The following is a 20224-nucleotide window of genomic DNA, read 5'->3' on the forward strand; positions in this document are numbered from 1 at the left end:
TCATGAGTACTTTGCTCGAAATCGACAAGCTCAGCGTGACCTTCCAGTTGCCTACCGGCCCGGTGACCGCGGTCAAGGACGTGAGCTTCACCATCGCCGAGGGCGAGACGCTGGCCCTGGTGGGCGAATCCGGCTCCGGCAAATCGGTGACCTCCACCGCCGCCATGCGCCTGCTGCCCGAGCTCGCCGAGACCACCGGCGCCATCCGTTTCAATGGCGAAAACCTGCTCGAAGTGACGCCCAAGCGCATGCGCCGGGTACGCGGCAACGACATCTCGATGATCTTCCAGGAGCCGATGACCTCGCTCAATCCGCTGCATCGCATCGGCCGCCAGATCGGCGAGGTGCTGGTCAAGCACAAGCAGCTCAAAGGCAAGGCCAACCGCCAGCGGGTGCTCGAGCTACTCAATCAGGTCGGCATCCCCGAACCCGAACGGCGCATCGACAGCTACCCGTACGAGCTCTCCGGCGGTCAGCGCCAGCGCGTGATGATCGCGATGGCGCTGGCCTGCGAACCCAAGCTGCTGATCGCCGACGAACCGACCACGGCGCTCGACGTCACGGTCCAGGCGCAGATCCTCGAGCTGCTCGAGTCGCTGCAGGCCGAGTACGGCATGGCGATTCTGTTCATCACCCATGACCTGAGCATCGTTCGCCATTTCGCCGATCACGTCGCGGTAATGCGCTATGGCGAAGTGGTCGAGAGCGGCCGCACGCTCGAGGTGTTCGACAACCCGCGCCACGACTACACCCGCATGCTGCTGGACGCGATTCCGCGAGGCCGCAAGGAACCCGCACCGGCAGATTCGCCGGTACTGCTGAGCGGGCACGATATCAAGGTGCGCTTCCCGCTCAAGAAGCGCCTGTTCGGCAAGAGCGAGTACTTCGAGGCCGTGCGTGGCATCGACCTGTCGATTCGCCGCGGGCAGACCTTGGGCATCGTCGGCGAATCCGGCTCCGGCAAGTCGACCCTCGGCCGCGCCCTGCTGCGGCTGCTGAAGTCCGAAGGCGACATCCGCTTCGAAGACGCCGACATTTCCGGGCTCGACAAATCGGGAATGCGTCCGCTGCGCTCGCGTCTGCAGGTCGTGTTCCAGGATCCTTTCGGTTCGCTCTCCCCGCGCATGACGGTGGGCGACATTATCAGCGAAGGTCTCAAGGTACATCATCCGGAAATGAACCGACGCCAGCGCGAGGCGGAAGTCATCGCCGCGCTGGAAGAGGTCGCCCTCGATCCCGCCATGCGCAACCGCTATCCGCATGAATTTTCCGGCGGCCAGCGCCAGCGTATCGCCATCGCCCGTGCGCTGATTCTCAAGCCGGAACTGCTGCTGCTCGACGAACCGACCTCGGCGCTCGACCGCTCGGTCCAGGTTCGTGTCATCGACCTGCTCCGCGACCTGCAGAAGAAGCACGGCCTGACGTATCTCTTCATCAGCCACGATCTATCGGTGGTGCGCGCGCTCTCCGACGACGTGATGGTGATGAAGGAAGGCCGCGTCATCGAACACGGCTCGGTGGATGCCATCTTCAACCACCCGCGCGAGGCGTATACCCAGGCACTGCTCAAGGCGGCCTTTATCGAATCCGAGGCGGCCTGACGCTCAAGGTGCCACCGCCGCAAACGGAGATGTCCTTGGTGGGATAATGCCCGATACATCCTCCACCAAATGAAACCCCGGCCTGAGCCGGGGTTGATTTAACTCCAGTGATGCGAAAGTGGTGTTAAAAACGATAGGTTGCCTGCACGCCGAACAGATTGAGCGAGTTGTCGTATTCGGCCTGATAGGAGTTACCGTTTTCGTCCTGCAGATCGACGTCGGCGCGATCTTCCCAGATGTAGCTGTAGGCGGCATCGATGGTCAGGTCGGGAATCGGTGTCCAGCCTGCGCCGATAGAAACCAGCGTGCGGTCGGCAGACGGCACGCGCACGGTACGCACGCTGTCCTTGATGGGCGACTCGTCATACGCGATGCCGCCACGAAAGACCCATTGCGGATTGGGTTGATAGGAAAGGCCGGCGGAGTACTGCCAGGCGTCCTCGTAATCCTGCTGCTCTTCGACGGGGATGTTCAGGTTGTTATCGACCACGAGCTCGTCGAAGCGACTCCAGCGAATGTACGTCGCTCCCGCCATGACGGTCCAGCGATCGTCGAGCTGATGCGTGACCGAGAAGTCGATGGTTTCCGGCAACGTGATATCGAGCGAGGCATCGCCTCTGGCATTCTGGTCAGGGTAGCCGAAGACATTGTCCGCGTGGATATCACCGTCCAGGGTGTAATCGACCTTGGAGCGGTAGGTCAGCCCCAAGGTAGTCGACTCCACCGGCCGGTAGATCAAGCCGATGTTGTAGCCCCAGGCGTCGTCATCGCCCTTGACGTTGACGGTACCGTCACCGGCAGCTGTCGGGTTGAGCGGGTTGGGCGACTTGCTCTCCAACTCGCCCTTGATGTGGTTGTAGGTCACGCCGAAGCCGATGGCGAACTTGTCGTTGAAGCGGTACGACAGCGTGGGCTGGGCGGTGATGACTTCCAGATCGCTGTAGTTGCCGAAGTAGCGTCCCTTGAAGTCGTCGTTATAGTCGGTAATCAACCCGAAGGGGGCGTAAACACCGAGACCAAAGCTCCAACGGTCATTGATTGGCTGAACGTAATAGCCGAAAGGAATGGCCTTTTGGGGAATCATGTCGCCGTCAGAGCCGCCCCCAGTAGCGACCGATCCAATGATCGGCGTACCGTTGCCATCGACGCCGGTCACCATCGGCTGGTTGCCACTTTCGTCATGGATATCGGAACTGGCATCAATGTAATGGGTGCCCGCAGTCAACTGTGCCCTGTCCAGAAAGGACATCCCCGCCGGGTTGCCGAAAACGATGGTGGCATCCTGGACATTGGATGCCCGTCCCGCCCAGGACGTGCCCTGACCGCTGACGCTCTGTTCCTGCAACTGAAATGCGCCCGCCAAGGCTTGCCCTGATACTGCGGCGCTCGCCAGGGTAAAGGCCAACGACAGACGGCGATAACGAATGATCATGATTGGTTCCCCTGAACCCGGGAAGCCGCCGCGGCGTCTTGCGAGCCTTTTAAGTGCGGCCGGCGATTCCATTGTTCTCTGAGCCATTTTCGATTTGAAAAGGCCCGACTTTTCGATATCCGTTTTGACGGAATGGCAGTTTAGCGTCAATGTGCAAACGGTCGTTTTAATCGCTTTTTAGAGATTTCTTTAGTCGTAAGACCAACCGCTAAAGCACCGATTTGCAGCGTCGGGCTACGTGATGGCAGCGCTTGACCCTTGGGCTACACCTAGGTTTTAGACTGACGTTATCCATGGTTCAGCGAGGACATCCGATGAAGGTAACCGAACTGGCCCGAACTGCCGGCGTCACGGCCGAGACGGTGCGCCACTATACGCGCCAGGCGCTTTTGAAGCCGCGCCGTGACCCCGACAACGGCTATCAGTTGTTCGATCAGCAGGATCTCGACCGGCTACGCTTTATCCAGCGAGCGAGAACATTGGGCTTCAGCCTCAAGGAGATCGCCGACATTCTCGAGCAGGCCGATCAGGGCGACTCACCCTGCCCGCTGGTCCGCGACCTGCTGGCCGCTCGCCTGCCGCAGATCCATGCCCGGATCCGCGAACTCCAGGCGCTGGCGGATCGCATGGAGCGAGCGATGAACGACTGGTCACGACTGCCGGATGGCACGCCCGATGGCCACAGCATCTGCCGATTGATCGAGCAGACGCCCGATACTCCCGATGAGTGCTGCGCTCCGGCAAGGAGGAACGCATGAACCGCTACCAATATCGCGTCGATGCCATGCATTGCCAGGGCTGCGTGAAGCGCATGCGCGAGGCCATTCAGGCCGAGGACGCCCAGGCCGAAGTCAGCGGCGAACCAGCCGATCATCGACTTCAGGTCGATAGCGCGCTGCCACGGGATCGGATCGCTCAGCTACTGACCGAGGCCGGCTATCCCCCGGCCGCCGAGCATGAGTCCTGCGATTTCACCATCCCGGCGATGAGCTGCCAGGGCTGCGTCAAGCGCATGCGCGAAGCCGTTCAGGCCGAGGACGCCCAGGCCGAAGTCAGCGGCGAACCGGCCGATCATCGACTTCAAGTCGACAGCACGCTGCCACGGGATCGGATCGCCCGACTGCTGACCGAGGCCGGCTATCCGCCCGAAGACGAGGCGGCTGCCGAGGCCGAATCGCGTGAGGCCGAGGTGCGTGAGACCGAGTCGCGTGAGAGCGAGCCCGACCGGGCCGACGATACCCGGCCATCCAACGACGCCGCTCCATCCGATAGCCGGGCGGAAGAGCCGACGGAGGCCGGCGAGCTGCAACGACTATCAATCAGCGGCATGACCTGCGCCGGTTGCGTCAACGCGGTGCAGAAAGCGCTCTCGAAAACCCCCGGCGTCCAGCATGCCCAGGTCAACTTCGCCAGCGAGACGGCCCAGGTCAGCGGCCAGGCCAGCATCGCCGATCTGATCGCGGCGGTCGAGAACGTCGGCTATGGCGCCTCGCCGATCGAGGATCTGCGCGAGGCATCCGCCAAGCGCCAGCAGAACGCCGCCCGGCAGGCCCGTCGCCATGCGATCGAATCGGCGGTCAGCCTGACGCTGGGCGTACCGATGATGCTGGCGATGTTCTTCCATATGCCGCAGCTCGAGGGCGGCGAGCGCTGGATCTGGCTGCTCCTGGGGCTGGCCACGCTGGGCGTGCTGGCCACCGCGGGTCGTCGCTTCTTCGACGGCGCCTGGAAAGCGTTCCGTCATCATCAGGCCAACATGGATACCCTGATCGCCCTGGGCAGTGCCGCCGCCTGGCTCTATTCGATGGCCGTGGTGCTGTTCCCGACGGTGATTCCCGAGGGATCCCGGCATCTCTATTTCGAGGCGTCGTTGATGATCATCGGTCTGATCGGCATCGGCCAGACGCTGGAACTCAAGGCTCGGGGCCGCACCAGCCAGGCGCTGTCCCGCCTGCTCGACCTGCAGAGCAAGACGGCGCGGGTGATTCGCGACGGACAAGAGCGCGATATCGAGATCGAGCAGGTTCAGGTGAACGATCGAATCCGGGTGCGCCCGGGCGAACGCCTGCCGGTCGATGGCGACGTCGAGGAGGGAGAGAGCTTCATCGACGAGTCGATGCTCACCGGCGAACCGGAACCGGTACGCAAGGCGACCGGAGACCGGGTCAGCGCCGGTACCGTCAACGGCAAGGGAACCCTCGTCTATCGTACGAGCCATGTCGGCGACGACACCCGGCTGGGACGTATCGTCGACCAGGTCTCCCGCGCCCAGGAGTCTCGGCCGCCGATCGGCGCGCTGGCGGACAAGGTCTCGGCGATCTTCGTGCCCAGCGTGATGATCGCCGCCGTCGTCACCGCGCTGCTCTGGTTCGACTTCGGTCCGGCGCCGCAGCTGGTGCACATGCTGGTGGCAGCGACAACCGTTCTGATCATCGCCTGCCCCTGCGCCCTGGGCCTCGCGACACCGATCTCGACCATGATCGGCATCGGCAAGGCCGCCGAGTACGGCATCCTGATTCGCGACGGCGAAGCGCTACAGACCGCGAGCCAGTTGACCACCCTGGTGGTCGACAAGACCGGCACCCTGACCGAGGGCAAGCCGCGGGTCACCGACAGTCGCTACTGGCTGGAGCAAGCGCGCGTCGATGCCGTAGTGGCCGCCCTGGAGCGTGGCTCGGAGCATCCGCTGGCCGACGCCTTGCTGAGACACGTCGGCGATACGGCGGACGAGGTGGCGATCCGTGATTTCCAGAGCCTGACCGGCCGGGGCGTCAGCGCGGCTCTGGATGACGGCAGTCAGGTGTTCCTGGGCAACGCCGCGCTGATGAAGGAGCACGGCATCGATGTGGCCACTGCCGCCTCCGATGCCGAGAAGTGGCAGGCACAGGCGACCAGCGTGATCTACCTCGCCATCGGCGGCGAACTGGCAGCCCTTTATGGTATTCGCGATGCGCTGAGGGCGGACAGCCGCGCCGCGATCTCGCGCCTGAAGGCCGAGGGTCTGACAGTGGTGATGCTGAGCGGAGACAATCGCGCCACGGCCGAGGCCATCGCCCGGGAAGCGGGCATCGACGAGGTTCGCGCCGAACTGATGCCCGGCGACAAGCAACAGGCCATTGTCGAGCTGCAGCAACGCGGTGAACGCGTCGGCATGGTCGGTGACGGCATCAACGATGCCCCGGCGCTGGCACAGGCCGAGGTCGGCTTCGCCATCGGCCAGGGCACCGATATCGCCATCGAGAGCGCCGGCATGACGCTGATGCGAAACTCGCTGCACGGCGTCGGTGACGCCATCGCCATCAGCCGCGCCACGCTCTCCAACATCAAGCAGAACCTGTGGGGCGCCTTCGGCTACAACGCGTTGGGCATCCCGATTGCCGCCGGTATACTCTACCCTTTCACCGGCATGCTGCTGTCGCCGATGATCGCGGCCCTGGCGATGTCGCTCTCCTCGGTCACGGTAGTCAGCAATGCCAACCGGCTACGGCTGTTCCGGCCCGATGGCGGCCAAGGTTCGACAACCCAGACCAACGCAAACGCAAAGGAAGCGACGGCATGACACTTCTGCTCAATACCCTGGGCATCGCCGTGATTCTGTTCATCGTCTGGTGGTTCTGGCTGCGAGGCTGATCGCAGCCAGCCAGGGACGCAGCTAGCAAAGGGACGAAGCCAGCAAGGAGAAAACGATGACTTCACCACACCACGCCCCACCGCTGGGCGGCGTCATCGAAAGCGTTCTCTACACGGCCGACATGCAGCAGGCTCGGGACTTCTTCACGCGCGTGCTCGGGCTCGAACCTCATCTCGAGGACGAGCGCTTCACCGCCTACCCCACCGGCAACACCATGCTGCTGGTGTTCCAGCAGGGCCAGACCGACGAGACGGTCCACCTGCCGGCTGACATGGGGACCATCCCGCCCCACGACGGCGAGGGTCGCCAGCACCTGGCGCTGGCGATTCCGGCCGAAAGTCTCGACGACTGGGAGGCGCATCTCGCCGATCAGGGCATCGAGATCGAAGGCCGGACCCGCTGGCCGAAAGGGAGCGAGAGCCTCTATTTTCGCGACCCGGACGACCACCTGCTCGAGCTGGTCACGCCGGGGCTGTGGCCCAACTATTGAACGGCAGCGCTGGGCCGATCCAGACTTAGCCTCAGCCTCAGCTCTTCAACTCTGGCTGATGCCGGCGTAGAGCCCCGGGCGGTGATTGATGGTGAGAATCGCGCCCAGTACCACGGTGCCGACGATTGAATAGAGCACGTTGGTCACCGGCAGCACGAAGAACGCAGCCAGCATGATCAGGCCATCCAGTCCCATCTGCACCTTGCCCGCCGGCCAACCGTAACGGTCCTGCAGATAGACCGCGAGAATGTTGAACCCGCCGAGGCTGCCACGGTGGCGTAGCAGAAACAGCACGCCCAGGCCGATCAGACTTCCCCCCGCCAGCGCCGCGAACAGCGGATCGACCTCGCCGATCTCCAGCCAGCTCGGCAGCATCCAGGAGATCCACGACAGCAGCGCTACCGCCCCGAAGGTCTTGAAGGTGAACTGATGGCCGATCCGCCGCCAGGCCAGCCAGTAGAACGGCAGGTTGATGACGAAGAAGACGAGTCCGAAACTCCAGCCGGTCACGTAGGTCACCAACAGCGCCAGGCCCGCTGTGCTGCCGATCAGGATCTCGGCATGGTGATAGAGCGCCAACCCTAGCGCCGCGCAGGAAGACCCCAGCAGAATGGCCAGCACGTCTTCATAGGAACGGTGACGGTACGTCGTTTCCATCGAGCAATCCTTGTTGTCTTGTCTCTGCCGGGTAGGCAGTGGGTCAATGAGTCGGCGCTTTTGGCGCCTGTCCGGTCACGCCCCGAGAACGGGGCCACCGGCGATCCGGCGATTATATCGTCAAGACGTCCGCTCGAGGCGACCCCGAACCCGCCCGATTCCGACAGTTCGGGACGACAGGCGTCGTGGCGGCAGGTGTCGTGGCAGCCAATGAAGCGTGTGAAAGGATGGGGAAATGAGGCGGGAAACGTCAGGCCGTCAGGCGCTCGGCGTGCTCGACCATCAACTGCAGGGACTCGCGCCCTTTCCAGCGATTGCGGGAAAGCTTGAAGGCGCATCGTATCCGGTCGCCAAGTGAAACCGGCGCGGCCTCGCCCGGATTGAGCGCGCGGAACCAGATCGCCCGGCTGACCACCGCGTCGCAGGAGAGCTCGAGCATCAGGTGATTGCCCTCGGCACCGACCGGGCGCAGTTGCTCGACGAAGAACTCGGCTTCGAACAGCGGCGCGTCGAATTCGCGGCCATAGGGCGCCAGCGCTTCGAGCTCGTCCAGCGTCGCCAGGGTCAATTGCGATGCACTCAGGCTGCCATCGGTCCATACGATCGGGAACAGCTCCCGTTCGCCGAGCTGTTCCCGCACGGCCTGCAGGAAAGCATGGCGGAACGACTCCAGCTCGGCGAGCGGCACGCCGACGCCGGCCGCCCCCCGGTGCCCCCCGAAACGCGGCAGGCTCGACGGCGACAGCTCGTGGGCCCGCTGCAGCGCATCGCGCAGATGCAATGCCTCGATGGAGCGCCCGGAGCCGGTCAACATGTCCGGCGCGGTAGCGGGCGTCAACACCAGTGCCGGGCGCCCGTAGGACTGGACCAGCCGGGAAGCGACGATGCCCTGCACCCCGGCGTGCCCCTCGGGCAGATGGATCACCAGCGCCGGCAGGTCGTCCGCCAGCTGCGGCTTGGCCAGCGCGCGGGCGCTTTCGACCATGTCGGCCTCGAGCGCCTTGCGGGCCTGATTGTCATCATCCAGCACCTGGAGATGCTGGCGGGCGACACCATCCTCCGCAGCCAGCATGTAGTGCAGCGCAGCGTAGGGGTCGTCCAGCCGCGAGCGGGCATTGATTCGCGGCCCCATCTGGAAGGCCAGCGTCTCGGCGTCGAACGGCATGCTGTCGGCACCCAGGCGCTCCGCCATGACCCGCCAGCAGGCGGCCTCCATCCGATTGATCAGCCGCAGGCCGTAGGTCACGACCGCGCGATTGGCGGCGCTCGCCCCCAGCGACACGCAGTCCGCCACCGTCCCCAAGGCCACGTAGGAGAGCCAGGGCGAAAGCTTGGGCGTCGACGACGACAGCACGCCCTGCTCGATCAGGACCGAGCGGGTCAGCGACATCATCAGCCACGCCACCATGCAACCGGCGATGGTCTTGTCCGGATACCCGCAGTCCGAGCGCGTGGGATTGATCGTGGCGTAGGCGGAAGCCGGCGGCCCTTCGATCGGCAACGCATGGTGATCGGTGACGACGACGTCGATCCCCGCTTCGCGCAGGCGCGCGATCCGCGGTTCGTCGGAGGAGCCGCAATCGGCGGTGATCACCAGGCTGGGGCGCGGCTTCAGCGCCAGCGTGCGCTCGACCAGCGGCAGGCTGATGCCGTAGCCGTCGTTGATACGGTGACCGATCAGGCTGTGCAGCTTCGCGGACGGCACGCCGAACAGCTCGGTCATCGAGCGCAGCATCACCACATGCGAGGTGATGCCGTCGACATCGTAGTCGGTCAGGATGCCGATATGCTCGCCCTCGCTCACCGCCCGCGCGATGCGCTCGGCGCCACGGCGGGCATCGCACAGCTGCTCGGGGTGGCTGAGATAGCGCAGTGCCGGCGCGGTCAACGCTTCCAGCGGGCCGTCGTGTCCCGGCAGCCGCCCGGCGAGAATCCGTGCCTGCAGCTCGCTCAGCCCGGCGGCCAGTCCGCGCCGATAGACGTTCTCGTCGCGCGGGCGTGGCTGGATGCGACAGCGGGCGTAATCGTGGGAAGTCTGGTCGGCCAAGGTCGTAGCGGGAACAGTAGACATCCAGAACTCAAGTGAGCGGGGTCATGACGTGCTGGCGGAATGCCGGACGCGTCTCGAGCCGTGCATGCCAGTCGGCCAGGTGTGGCAGCGTGGGGCGCTCGATGTCCATCGCGAACCAGGTATGGACGAAACATCCCATGGGGATGTCACCCATGCCGAAGGCGTCTCCCGACAACCATGCCTGGCTTGCAAGCGCCCTGTCGACGATTGCCAACCGTTCGGCCACGAGCAACTGGCCTCGTGCCATCGCGTCCGCGTCGAACTGCTCGGGGGTGGCACGCACGCGGTTGAAGAACAAGTCGCGGAAGGGCGCGGCCAGCATCGACAGCACCCAGTCCATCCATTGATCGCATATGGCTCGCTGGAGGGGAGAGCCGCTCTGCAGCGCACCATTGCCATAGGCAGCGACCAGGTAGCGAACGATGGCGTTGGACTCCCACACGCTTCTTTCCCCGTCGATCAGACACGGAATGAGGCCGTTGGGATTGAGCTTGCGATACTCGTCGCTATCCAGACCACCATGCACGCCGCCGTAATCGACACGTTCGAACTCGAGCTCCAGTTCGGCCGCGCACCAAAGCACTTTCTTGACGTTGTTCGAGTTGTCTCTTCCCAGTACTTTCAACATGGCGTCTCTCCCGTTAACGCAGCAATGCGCGATCCCGTCTCAGCGACGGTTATCGGCGACGAATGCCTGGACCGCTTTCAACTCGGCGGGCAGCACGCTGTAGCGCTCTTCGCGCTCGAGCAGATCGTCCATGTGGGGCGGCAGCGGCACGCCGGAGAAGCCGGCCCTGACCACGGCTTCGGCAAACTTGGCCGGATGCGCCGTCGCCAGCGTGATCATCGGCGTCACCGTATCGGCGCGCGCCTGCTCCGCCGCCCGGTAACCGGTGGCGGTATGCGGGTCGAGCAGCTCCTTGGTGCGATGATGCGCGTCGCGAATGGTCTCGAGGATGGCATCGTCGTCGACGCTGAAACTGGAGAACTTCTCGCGCAGCCTGGCGAGCGGCGCCTCGGCCAGCACGGCCGGCTCCTGCTGGAAGCGCTCGAGCAGCTCGCGAACTGCATCGCCGTCGCGGTCGTAGGCGTCGAACAGCAACCGCTCGAAGTTCGACGACACGACGATGTCCATCGAGGGGGCCAGCGTTGCCGCCAGGTCGCGCTTGGAGAAGTCGTTGTCGGCCAGCGTGCGGTGCAGGATGTCGTTGGCGTTGGTGGCGATGATGAACTGCTTGACCGGCAGGCCCATCTTGTAGGCCATGTAGCCCGCGAAGAGGTTACCGAAGTTGGCCGACGGCACGCAGAAGCTGACTTCGCGATGCGGCGCGCCCAGCGCCACGCCGGCAGCGACGTAGTAGACGATCTGGGCCATGATGCGCGCCCAGTTGATCGAGTTGACCGCCACCAGCCGTGCGCCCTCGAGGAACGCCTGGTCGGCGAAGCTCGCCTTGACCATCGCCTGGGCATCGTCGAAGTTGCCCTCGATGGCGATGTTGAAGACATTGTCCGCCAGCACTGTGGTCATCTGGCGCCGCTGCACTTCGGAAACCCGGTTGTGCGGATGGAGGATGAAGATATCCAGATGATCGCAGTGGCGGCAGCCTTCGATCGCCGCCGAGCCGGTGTCACCGGAGGTGGCGCCCATGATCACCGCTCGCTCGCCGCGCTTGGCGAGGAAATGATCGAGAATGCGCCCCAGCAGCTGTAGCGCGACATCCTTGAATGCCAGCGTCGGGCCGTGGAACAGCTCGAGCAGGAAGTGGTTGGCATCGAGCTGGTTGAGCGGGACGACGGCATCGTGGCTGAAGGTCGCGTAGGCATCATGCACCAGCCCACGGAACGTCTCGTCGTCGATCTCGCCGCCGACGAAGGGCTTCATCACCCGAAAAGCGATGTCGGCGTAGGAGAGCCCCGCCATCGAGGCGAGCTCCTCCCGCGACAGCTGCGGCATCGTCTCCGGCACGTAGAGGCCACCGTCGACCGCCATGCCGGTCAGTACCACTTCCTCGAAATTCAGCGCCGGCGCCTGGCCGCGCGTACTGATATAACGCATATTTCACTCCGTGAGTGACGAGCTTCGAGCTGCGGGCTTCGAGCACAACCCGCTCGCGGCTCGCGGCTTACGGCTCGGAACTGAAGTTATTACTGCTCGTCCAGCGACTCGACACGAATCCGCGTGACCGGCCCGGCGATATCGGCCAGCGATTCCAGCTGGCGAATCGCATCGTTCATGTGCTGCTCGCGGGTGCGATGCGTCAGCAGGATGATCGGCACCAGCTCGCCTTCGGTGGCTTCCTTCTGGATGATCGCCTCGATCGAGATGGTCTGCTCGGACAGGATCGTCGCGACTCGCGCCAGCACGCCAGGGCGGTCCACCGCCAGCAGGCGCAGGTAGTAGGCCGTGACGATCTCTTCCATCGGCAGGATCGGCAGCGCGTTGGCTTCGTCGTTGATGCCGCTGAAAGCAAGATAGGGCACACGGTAACGATGCGCGGTGGCAATGTTGCGCGCGACGTCCAGCAGGTCGGCGACCACTGCCGAGGCCGTGGGTTCAGCGCCGGCACCGGCACCATAGTAGAGCGTCGGGCCGACGGCGTCGCCCATCACGGCAATGGCATTCTTGACGCCATGCACGTTGGCCAGCAGCCGTTCCTTCGGAATCAGGGTCGGGTGGACGCGCAGCTCGACGCCGTTGTCGCCCCGCCGGGTAATGCCCAGATGCTTGATGGTGTAGCCCAGGTTATCGGCCTGCTCGACGTCCTCGGCAGTGATCCGCGCGATACCCTCGGTATAGGCGCGATCGAACTGCAGCGGGACGCCATAGGCGATGGAGGCCAGAATCGTCAGCTTGTGGGCGGCATCGATGCCCTCGACGTCGAAGGTCGGGTCGGCCTCGGCATAGCCCAGCGCCTGGGCTTCGGCGAGGACGTCCTCGAACGCCCGGCCCTCGTCGCGCATGTGGGTCAGGATGTAGTTGCCGGTGCCGTTGATGATGCCGGCCAGCCACTGGATGCGATTGGCGCCGAGGCCTTCGCGCAGCGACTTGATCACCGGGATGCCACCGGCCACGGCAGCCTCGAAGGCGACGATGACGCCCTTCTTGTGGGCTGCCTGGAAGATTTCGTTGCCGTGAACGGCGATCAGCGCCTTGTTGGCGGTCACGACGTGCTTGCCATGTTCGATCGCGGTCATGACCAGCTCGCGAGCGACGTCGTAGCCGCCGATCAGCTCGACCAGCACGTCGATGTCGGGATTGCGCGCGACTTCGAAAATGTCGCGTGTCACCTTGACCCCGGAAGTGTCGCAGTCAGGATTGTCGCGCCGCGCACCCACCTGCTCGATGACGATGGGGCGACCCGCCCGACGAGCGATCTCGTCGGCGTTGCGCGTCAGAACGTCGAAGGTGCCACCGCCCACGGTGCCCAGCCCGCAGATACCCACTCTCACCGGATCCAAGATGTCGCTCTCCCCTGCTGATATTGACTCGCCGCATCGCCCTCCGGAGCGGAAGCCGCTGTCACGGCTTTCCATTCTTTGCTGTACGGATTCCCGGCACAAAGCGCCCTGAAGGGCGGTCACGGTAGAAAGCCCAGCCCCCCTTGTCAAGCGGACTCGCGGGTATCCTGCCGGGTATCAGCTATCGCCGCTGGCATCGATGCCGAGCATGGCCGCCAACCGCTTCGCCGGCAGGTATCCCGGCACCATCTTGCCATCGGGGAAAATGATCGCGGGCGTGCCCTGAATTCCCGATTCGACGCCCAGTTGATACTGCGACGCGATGGGAGCCTGGCAACTTTTCGACGCTTCCACGCTGTCACCGCGGAATGCCGCGCTCATCGCTTCCGAGCGATTGTCGGCACACCACACCTCGGCGAGCTGTCGCGCCGCATCCGAACTAGGCCCCATCCGGGGGAAGGCCAGATAGTCGACCTGAATGCCCATGTCGTTGAGCTGGGACATCTCGGCGTGCAGCTTGTGGCAGTACGGGCAGGTGGGATCGGTGAACACCGTGAGCCTGGCCTTGACCTCGCCGGCCGGCTTGTAGATCACTCGCTGCTCCTCGGGCACGGCGTCGACCAGGGCCTTGCGTCGCTGGTTGGCCGCCTGTTCGGTCAGGTTGACCATGCCGTCCTCGGCATTCTGGTAAAGATCGCCGACGATCAGATACTGGCCTTCGGCATCCGAGTAGAGCGTGTTGCCGCCACGCAGGCGGACTTCATAGAGCCCGGGTACCGGAGAGTCGTCGATGGCTTCGATCGGCAGAGGCTGCCCCCCGTGCGCGTTGAGCTTGTCGGCAAGATCGGCCGGCGGCTCGGCCGATACGGCCGGTGCCAGAACGGCAGCCAGCAAGGCGACGGTGGACAACAGTAGACGACTTCTCATGTTCAACCTCTCGGGTGGTGTTGAGCGTGCAGCGCTTCCAGACGCGCCTGGGCCACGTGGGTGTAGATCTGCGTGGTCGACAGGTCGCTGTGACCCAGCAGCATCTGTACGACACGCAAATTGGCCCCATGATTCAATAGATGGGTCGCAAAGGCATGGCGAAGGGTATGCGGCGACAGCGGCTTGTCGATGGCCGCGAGCTGCGCATAGTGCTTGAGCCGGTGCCAGAAGGTCTGGCGAGTCATGAAGCCATCACGGCGCCCGGGAAACAGCGGCGGCTGGCGGATGTCGTTCATCAGCTCGTTGCGGCCCTGGCGCAGATAACGCTCGACCCAGGCCATGGCTTCTTCGCCCAGCGGCACGAGTCGTTCCTTGTCACCCTTGCCGCGGATCAGCACCACGCCCTGGCGCAGATTGACCGCCGATACGGTCAATCCCACCAGCTCGGAGACGCGCAGACCGCAGGCGTAGAGCACTTCCAGCATGGCGCGATCGCGCAGGCCCAGCGCGGTCTCCACGTCCGGCGCCATCAGCAGCCGATCCACGTCGTGCTCCTCGAGGGTCGAGGGCAACCCGGGCCGCACTCGCGGCGAGTGAACCTCCGCCAGCGGGTCGTGACTCATCAGCCCTTCGGCCAGCGCCCAGCGGTAGAAGCGTCGCAGGCAGGAGAGCTGCCGTGCGATGGAACGGGTGTGATAGCGCTCACGACAGGACTCGACGAAATCGGCCAGGGTAGTCTCGCCGGGCGCCAGCAGCCGCTCGTCCTGTGCCTCGAGATAGACGATCCACGCCGTCAGATCGCGGCGGTAGGCGCTCAGCGTATGCTCGCTGACGCCCCGCTCCAGCCATAGCGCATCGAGAAAGGCATCGCGTCGGTCGTGATCGTTCATGCAGCTCCGAGACGAAAACGGCTGTGGAAAGAAAGAGTTCCATCATAACGCGGAAACCCCGCGAGCCGAACGACTCGCGGGGTTTCCGTTGCTCCTGCCGGGCACGCTCCCGAGGATGACCGGGGGCGTGTAAGTCAGCGGCTTGCGCCGACTCAGCCCAGCTTTTCCTTGATGCGGGCAGACTTGCCGCTGCGCTCGCGGAGGTAGTAGAGCTTGGCCTGACGCACGTCACCGCGACGCTTGACTTCGATACCGGCCACCAGCGGGCTGTAGGTCTGGAAGGTACGCTCGACGCCGACACCGTGAGAGATCTTGCGCACGGTGAAAGCGGAGTTCAGACCGCGGTTACGCTTGCCGATGACGACGCCTTCGAAAGCCTGGAGACGCTCGCGGCTGCCTTCCACGACCTTGACCTGGACGACGATGGTGTCACCGGGCGCGAACGCCGGGACTTCCTTGCTCATCTGCTCGTCTTCGAGCGCCTGGATCACTTTACTCTTGCTGCTCATGTCTTGCTCCTCGTTGAAGAAACGTCTTCGAAAGACGTTTCGTGATCCCGACGCCCGTCCGACAAGCGGTCGGGGCGGAATCGGACTCGTGGATGACGCATGTCGACGACTATTGCATTCGAACATCACGCTATTCGCAGGTCTGTTCGAAGGTCTGTCGCCTCATGCACCGCCGTCGCCGGAAGATGTGCTTCCCGCGACGTGTTCGTCGATGAATTCGTCGAGCAGCTTGCGCTGTTCACGATCCAACGTTCGGCTCTCCAGCAGATCCGGGCGCCTGAGCCAGGTGCGCCCGAGGGATTGCTTCAGTCGCCAGCGGCGGATCAATTCGTGATTGCCGCTGAGCAGGACGTCCGGTACCCGGTGGCCGTCGATCACTTCGGGCCGCGTATAGTGCGGGCAGTCCAGCAGGCCATCGGCAAACGAATCCTCGCTGGCCGAATCACTGTGCCCCAGCACACCGGGCACTTCGCGCGCCAGCGCATCGATCATCACCATCGCGGGCAGCTCGCCACCGCTGAGGACGTAGTCGCCGATCGACCACTCTTCATCGATGTCGGCTTCGACCACGCGCTCGTCGATGCCTTCATAGCGGCCCGCCACGACGATCAGGCCATCACGCGAAGCCAACTCGCGAGCTCCGGCCTGATCCAGCCTGCGCCCCTGAGGCGACAGGTAGATCACGCTGGGACGATGGCCTGCAGCTTCCGCCCCGGCACGCGCATCCGTCAATGCGCCGCGCAAGGTATCGACCTTCATCAGCATGCCGGGGCCGCCCCCGTAAGGACGATCGTCGACCGTGCGATGTCTGTCCGTGGCGTAATCCCGGGGATTCCAGAAAGCCATTTCCAGCAAGCGACGCTCGACGGCGCGACCGGTAACGCCATGCCGGGTAATGGCCTCGAACATCTCCGGGAACAGGGAGACGACACCAATCCACACGGTACGCTTCTCCTTCCCGCCGCCGACTATCGGCCGTTCGCCGTTTCCCGAAATCGCCGCGTCATGTCGACGTGCAGCGTTTCAGAAAGCGGGGTCCCAGTCGACGATCATGAATCGTCCGGCCAGATCGACCTGAACGATCACGTCGTCAGGCAGAAACGGCAGCAATCGCTCGCGATCGTCGAGACTACCCTCGGAGGGCTTGACCACCAGCACATCGTTGGCACCCGTCTCGAAGAGATGGCCGACTCGACCCAGCTTGACGCCATCGCGAGTCTCGACCTCGAGCCCTTCCAGCTGATGCCAGTAATATTCGCCGCTATCCAGTTCGGGTAGCGCCGTTTTCTCGATCGACACCTCGGCACCGGCCCACTGCTCTGCCAGCTCCCGCGTGTCGATACCTTCCAGTCGTACCACCAGACTCTTGCCTTGCGGCCGCGCGTCGAGCAGACGTCGCGACTGGCGCTGCCCCTGCATCGACAACACCCAGACCGGGTAGTCGAAGATGCCCTGGGCCGGACTGGTGTACGAATAGACCTTGAGCCAACCCTTCACACCGTGCGGGCTGGTCAGACGCCCCAGCACCACGTGCTGCGTCTCGTCATTCTGCATGGGCTTGTCCTGCTCGGCTTTCGGCAAGGGGTCACCCGACAGCGTTTCGCGAGCCGCTTGCGGCATGATGATCGAACTCAGGCCTGAGCTTTGCGAGCTTCTTTGACCAGCTCGGCCACGCGATCGGAAACCTGCGCACCCTGGGACTGCCAGTGGGTGATGCGGTCCAGATCGACACGCAGGCGTTCTTCCTGGCCGCGAGCGACCGGGTTGAAGAAGCCGACGCGCTCGATGAAGCGGCCATCGCGGGAAACGCGAGAATCGCTAACGGTCAGGTGATAGAAGGGACGCTTCTTGGCGCCACCACGTGCCAGACGAATGGTTACCATTGCGTTGATAATCCTTCGGTTAAGTTAATCGTTACGCCACGGATTCGAGTCTTCTCGGACACTCGCCCGAGACGAAGATGCAGCATTCTACGGAAAACACCCTGTCTTGGGAACCTTTTGTTGCGACGCACGGGCGAATCAGCGCCGGGGAAAGCCGCCGCCCATTCCCCCCATACCGCCCATGCCACCGGGACCACCAGGGCCGCCAGGGCCTCCGCCGCCCATCATGCCGGACATGCCGCGCATCATCTTCTGCATGCCGCCCTTCTGGCCGGCCTTTTTCATCATCTTCTGCATCTGCTTGTGCTGCTTGAGCAGACGATTGAGATCCGGCACCTGCAGACCGGCACCGGCGGCAATGCGGCGCTTGCGCGAGCCGTTGATGATTTCGGGCTTGCGTCGCTCCTGGGGCGTCATCGAGTTGATCAGCGACTCGAGCTTGCCGAATTCCTGCTCGGCTCCCTTGTTCTGGGCCATTTCCGCCATCTGCCCCATGCCCGGCAGCTTGGACATCAGCCCGCCCATACCGCCCATCTTCTTGAGCTGCTGGAGCTGGTCGCGAAAATCCTCGAGATCGAAGCCCTGCCCTTTCTTGACCTTCTTGGCGAGTCGCTCGGCCTTGCCCTTGTCGACATTGCGCTCCGCCTCCTCGATCAGCGACAGCACGTCGCCCATGCCGAGAATGCGCGACGCCACGCGATCGGGGTGGAACGGTTCCAGGGCATCGACCTTTTCGCCCATCCCCATGAACTTGATCGGCTTGCCGGTGATGTGACGCACAGAAAGCGCCGCACCGCCGCGCGCGTCACCATCGGCCTTGGTCAAGATGACGCCGGTCAGCGGCAGCGCGTCATGGAACGCCTTGGCGGTGTTGGCGGCATCCTGGCCGGTCATGGCATCGACGACGAACAGCGTCTCCTGCGGCTGAATCGCCTGGTTCAGCGCCTGGATCTCCGCCATCATCGCTTCGTCCACCGCCAGCCGGCCGGCGGTATCGACGATCACCACGTCATGGAACTGGATCTTGGCGTGCTTGATCGCTGCTTCGGCGATCGCCACCGGCTGCTGGGCGCTGGTCGACGGGAAGAAGTCGACCTCGACTTCCCGGGCCAGGGTCTCGAGCTGATCGATGGCCGCCGGGCGGTAGATGTCGGCGGAAACCACCAGCACCTTCTTGTTCTCGCGTTCGCGCAGGAACTTCGCCAGCTTGGCCACGGAGGTGGTCTTGCCCGCGCCCTGCAGGCCGGCCATGAGCACGACCGCGGGCGAGCCCTTGAGCGTCAGCGCTTCGTTGGCCTGCCCCATGATCGCCTCCAGCTCCTGCTGGACGATCTTGACGAACTGCTGCCCTGGCGAGAGGCTCTTGGAGACCTCCTGGCCCACGGCACGCTCGCGTACGCGATCGACGAAGTCCTTGACCACGGGCAAGGCAACGTCGGCTTCGAGCAAGGCCCGGCGCACTTCACGCAGGGTATCCTTGATGTTGTCTTCGGTCAGACGCGCCTGGCCGGTAATCGACTTGAGCGTCTGCGACAGGCGATTGGAGAGGCTTTCGAACATGAAACGCTCCGGGCAACGATGCCTGGCGCCACCGATGCTCGAACTCAAGCTCGCGGCGCCGCTAGAAGGAATGTGGCCAGCATTATACGCATGGATAGGGCTTGGCTCCATGCGGCCTGATTCACACAGTTCGGCTGCATGCGGCTATGGCTGGGCGAGTTGGCAGTGATTGGGTATAGTAACCGCGAAACGCGATTGCCTATCATCTAGCACATCCGCATCCCGTACTCTTTTCATCGTCATGGCGGTCGTCAGTCACCGCTCACGAGGCCAAAACACCGATGCCGGCGCTTCCTTTCGCCCTTGTCGCTATTGTCTGCTATCTCGCCGCCGGGCTGTGGCAAAGCCTGAGCCTCGCCCGACGCGTCGGCGAACGTCCAAACTGGGTTCGCGGCGCTGGGCTGATCGCCCTGGTATGCCATACCCTCATCGTCGCGCTGGCGATCGTCGGCCCCCACGGACTGCACCTGGGACTGACCCAGAGCGCGGCGCTGGTGGGCTGGCTGGTCGTGGCACTACTGCTGATCGCCAGTCTGTTCAAGCCCGTGCTCAACGCGGGTGTCTGCGTCTTTCCGCTGGCCGCCATCACCGTTGTTGGTGTCGTTGGCATGCCCAGCCGGATGATCGAGTCCGGAGTATCGCCGGGGCTCTACTTCCACATTCTGAGTTCGGTCGCCGCCTTCTCCTTCCTGGCCATTGCCGCCGTTCAAGCAGCGCTGCTGGGCTTCCAGCATCACGCTCTCAAACGCCGCCAGACGGGTGGCATCGTTCAGGTGCTGCCACCGCTGACCCGCATGGAACAGCTGCTGTTCGAACTGATCTGGTGCGGCATGCTGCTGCTGACGCTCGCCATCATCAGCGGCTTCCTGTTCGTGGACAACCTGTTCGCCCAGCACCTGGCCCACAAGACCATCCTGTCGCTGCTGGCATGGCTGATCTTCGCCGGCCTGCTGGCCGGGCACCACTATCTGGGCTGGCGTGGCCAGAAGGCGGTACGCTGGACGCTGACCGGCGTCGGCGTGCTGATACTGGCCTTCTTCGGCACCAAGTTCGTGCTGGAATACGTCTTCCACTACAACGCCTGAGACGTGCCCCGAGTCGACAGCCGTGCCGG

General features: G+C 64.0%; 18 protein-coding genes. 5 read left to right on the forward strand and 13 right to left on the reverse strand.

Going from position 1 to position 20224, the window contains the following annotated elements; genetic code table 11:
• Positions 1-2 precede the first annotated feature (2 nt).
• Entirely contained in the window at positions 3-1601 is a 1599-nt protein-coding gene (locus R3F72_RS02130) for an ABC transporter ATP-binding protein (RefSeq protein ID WP_332778811.1), read from the forward strand.
• A 124-nt stretch (positions 1602-1725) separates the two neighbouring features.
• Here R3F72_RS02130 and R3F72_RS02135 read toward each other — a convergent pair whose 3' ends face one another.
• Positions 1726-3033, reverse strand: a complete 1308-nt coding sequence (locus R3F72_RS02135) for an OmpP1/FadL family transporter (protein ID WP_332778812.1) — start codon at positions 3031-3033, stop codon at positions 1726-1728.
• A 314-nt stretch (positions 3034-3347) separates the two neighbouring features.
• Here R3F72_RS02135 and R3F72_RS02140 point away from each other — a divergent pair, with 314 nt between their 5' ends.
• From R3F72_RS02140 to R3F72_RS02150, 3 genes are all read left to right on the forward strand, one after another.
• Positions 3348-3791: a MerR family transcriptional regulator gene (locus R3F72_RS02140; protein ID WP_303854634.1), complete on the forward strand. Its 444-nt coding sequence runs from the start codon at positions 3348-3350 to the stop codon at positions 3789-3791.
• Positions 3788-6592 carry a heavy metal translocating P-type ATPase gene (locus R3F72_RS02145; protein WP_332778813.1) on the forward strand — a complete coding sequence of 935 codons (2805 nt, stop codon included), beginning with the start codon at positions 3788-3790 and terminating at the stop codon, positions 6590-6592. The genes R3F72_RS02140 and R3F72_RS02145 overlap by 4 nt, the downstream gene beginning before the upstream one ends.
• Before the next feature lie 127 nt (positions 6593-6719).
• Positions 6720-7154, forward strand: coding sequence for a VOC family protein (locus R3F72_RS02150; protein WP_087717591.1), 435 nt, complete (start codon positions 6720-6722; stop codon positions 7152-7154).
• 45 nt (positions 7155-7199) lie between these two features.
• On the opposite strand, the gene R3F72_RS02155 is transcribed toward R3F72_RS02150, so the two are convergent.
• The 12 genes from R3F72_RS02155 to ffh form a co-directional block, all read right to left on the reverse strand.
• On the reverse strand, positions 7200-7811 hold the full coding sequence (locus R3F72_RS02155) for a YitT family protein (RefSeq protein ID WP_087717590.1): 612 nt from the start codon (positions 7809-7811) through the stop codon (positions 7200-7202).
• A 250-nt stretch (positions 7812-8061) separates the two neighbouring features.
• Positions 8062-9882 (reverse strand): single-stranded-DNA-specific exonuclease RecJ, encoded by a 1821-nt coding sequence (locus R3F72_RS02160; RefSeq protein WP_087717589.1) that lies wholly within the window; start codon positions 9880-9882, stop codon positions 8062-8064.
• A gap of 7 nt (positions 9883-9889) precedes the next feature.
• Positions 9890-10510: a glutathione S-transferase family protein gene (locus tag R3F72_RS02165; RefSeq protein WP_087717588.1), complete on the reverse strand. Its 621-nt coding sequence runs from the start codon at positions 10508-10510 to the stop codon at positions 9890-9892.
• A gap of 39 nt (positions 10511-10549) precedes the next feature.
• Positions 10550-11938 carry a threonine synthase gene (thrC, locus tag R3F72_RS02170; protein ID WP_087717587.1) on the reverse strand — a complete coding sequence of 463 codons (1389 nt, stop codon included), beginning with the start codon at positions 11936-11938 and terminating at the stop codon, positions 10550-10552.
• 89 nt (positions 11939-12027) lie between these two features.
• The gene (locus R3F72_RS02175) at positions 12028-13341 is read right to left on the reverse strand and encodes a homoserine dehydrogenase (RefSeq protein ID WP_071231757.1); all 1314 of its coding nucleotides are present in this window, start codon (positions 13339-13341) and stop codon (positions 12028-12030) included.
• A gap of 177 nt (positions 13342-13518) precedes the next feature.
• Complete coding sequence (locus R3F72_RS02180) at positions 13519-14268, reverse strand: DsbC family protein (RefSeq protein WP_332778814.1); 750 nt, start codon at positions 14266-14268, stop codon at positions 13519-13521.
• Positions 14269-14270: 2 nt separating this feature from the next.
• A complete protein-coding gene (xerD, locus tag R3F72_RS02185) occupies positions 14271-15158 on the reverse strand; it encodes a site-specific tyrosine recombinase XerD (RefSeq protein ID WP_087717586.1) in 888 nt (295 codons plus the stop codon).
• Between the two features lie 152 nt (positions 15159-15310).
• Positions 15311-15667: a 50S ribosomal protein L19 gene (rplS, locus tag R3F72_RS02190; protein ID WP_071231754.1), complete on the reverse strand. Its 357-nt coding sequence runs from the start codon at positions 15665-15667 to the stop codon at positions 15311-15313.
• 162 nt (positions 15668-15829) lie between these two features.
• Positions 15830-16609 carry a tRNA (guanosine(37)-N1)-methyltransferase TrmD gene (gene trmD, locus R3F72_RS02195; RefSeq protein WP_087717585.1) on the reverse strand — a complete coding sequence of 260 codons (780 nt, stop codon included), beginning with the start codon at positions 16607-16609 and terminating at the stop codon, positions 15830-15832.
• Between the two features lie 81 nt (positions 16610-16690).
• A complete protein-coding gene (rimM, locus tag R3F72_RS02200) occupies positions 16691-17221 on the reverse strand; it encodes a ribosome maturation factor RimM (RefSeq protein ID WP_087717820.1) in 531 nt (176 codons plus the stop codon).
• 77 nt (positions 17222-17298) lie between these two features.
• Positions 17299-17550: a 30S ribosomal protein S16 gene (gene rpsP / locus R3F72_RS02205; protein ID WP_071231752.1), complete on the reverse strand. Its 252-nt coding sequence runs from the start codon at positions 17548-17550 to the stop codon at positions 17299-17301.
• A 138-nt stretch (positions 17551-17688) separates the two neighbouring features.
• On the reverse strand, positions 17689-19110 hold the full coding sequence (gene ffh, locus R3F72_RS02210; protein ID WP_087717584.1) for a signal recognition particle protein: 1422 nt from the start codon (positions 19108-19110) through the stop codon (positions 17689-17691).
• A gap of 281 nt (positions 19111-19391) precedes the next feature.
• Here ffh and R3F72_RS02215 point away from each other — a divergent pair, with 281 nt between their 5' ends.
• Positions 19392-20195 carry a cytochrome C assembly family protein gene (locus R3F72_RS02215; protein ID WP_332778815.1) on the forward strand — a complete coding sequence of 268 codons (804 nt, stop codon included), beginning with the start codon at positions 19392-19394 and terminating at the stop codon, positions 20193-20195.
• The last annotated feature ends 29 nt before the right edge of the window (positions 20196-20224 follow it).

The sequence above is a fragment of the Salinicola sp. 4072 genome (assembly GCF_036663415.1).
Classification (GTDB): Bacteria; Pseudomonadota; Gammaproteobacteria; order Pseudomonadales; family Halomonadaceae; genus Salinicola; species Salinicola salarius_A.

What these genes read in the sequence shown, in the direction of transcription:
- thrC (WP_087717587.1), bottom strand. Translation starts at nt 11,938, where the DNA reads ATGCGTTATATCAGTACGCGCGGCCAGGCGCCGGCGCTGAATTTCGAG.
- R3F72_RS02135 (WP_332778812.1), bottom strand. Translation starts at nt 3,033, where the DNA reads ATGATCATTCGTTATCGCCGTCTGTCGTTGGCCTTTACCCTGGCGAGC.
- R3F72_RS02165 (WP_087717588.1), bottom strand. Translation starts at nt 10,510, where the DNA reads ATGTTGAAAGTACTGGGAAGAGACAACTCGAACAACGTCAAGAAAGTG.
- rplS (WP_071231754.1), bottom strand. Translation starts at nt 15,667, where the DNA reads ATGAGCAGCAAGAGTAAAGTGATCCAGGCGCTCGAAGACGAGCAGATG.
- R3F72_RS02160 (WP_087717589.1), bottom strand. Translation starts at nt 9,882, where the DNA reads ATGTCTACTGTTCCCGCTACGACCTTGGCCGACCAGACTTCCCACGAT.
- R3F72_RS02215 (WP_332778815.1), top strand. Translation starts at nt 19,392, where the DNA reads ATGCCGGCGCTTCCTTTCGCCCTTGTCGCTATTGTCTGCTATCTCGCC.
- R3F72_RS02155 (WP_087717590.1), bottom strand. Translation starts at nt 7,811, where the DNA reads ATGGAAACGACGTACCGTCACCGTTCCTATGAAGACGTGCTGGCCATT.
- R3F72_RS02150 (WP_087717591.1), top strand. Translation starts at nt 6,720, where the DNA reads ATGACTTCACCACACCACGCCCCACCGCTGGGCGGCGTCATCGAAAGC.
- R3F72_RS02140 (WP_303854634.1), top strand. Translation starts at nt 3,348, where the DNA reads ATGAAGGTAACCGAACTGGCCCGAACTGCCGGCGTCACGGCCGAGACG.
- xerD (WP_087717586.1), bottom strand. Translation starts at nt 15,158, where the DNA reads ATGAACGATCACGACCGACGCGATGCCTTTCTCGATGCGCTATGGCTG.
- R3F72_RS02180 (WP_332778814.1), bottom strand. Translation starts at nt 14,268, where the DNA reads ATGAGAAGTCGTCTACTGTTGTCCACCGTCGCCTTGCTGGCTGCCGTT.
- R3F72_RS02130 (WP_332778811.1), top strand. Translation starts at nt 3, where the DNA reads ATGAGTACTTTGCTCGAAATCGACAAGCTCAGCGTGACCTTCCAGTTG.
- rpsP (WP_071231752.1), bottom strand. Translation starts at nt 17,550, where the DNA reads ATGGTAACCATTCGTCTGGCACGTGGTGGCGCCAAGAAGCGTCCCTTC.
- rimM (WP_087717820.1), bottom strand. Translation starts at nt 17,221, where the DNA reads ATGCAGAATGACGAGACGCAGCACGTGGTGCTGGGGCGTCTGACCAGC.
- ffh (WP_087717584.1), bottom strand. Translation starts at nt 19,110, where the DNA reads ATGTTCGAAAGCCTCTCCAATCGCCTGTCGCAGACGCTCAAGTCGATT.
- R3F72_RS02145 (WP_332778813.1), top strand. Translation starts at nt 3,788, where the DNA reads ATGAACCGCTACCAATATCGCGTCGATGCCATGCATTGCCAGGGCTGC.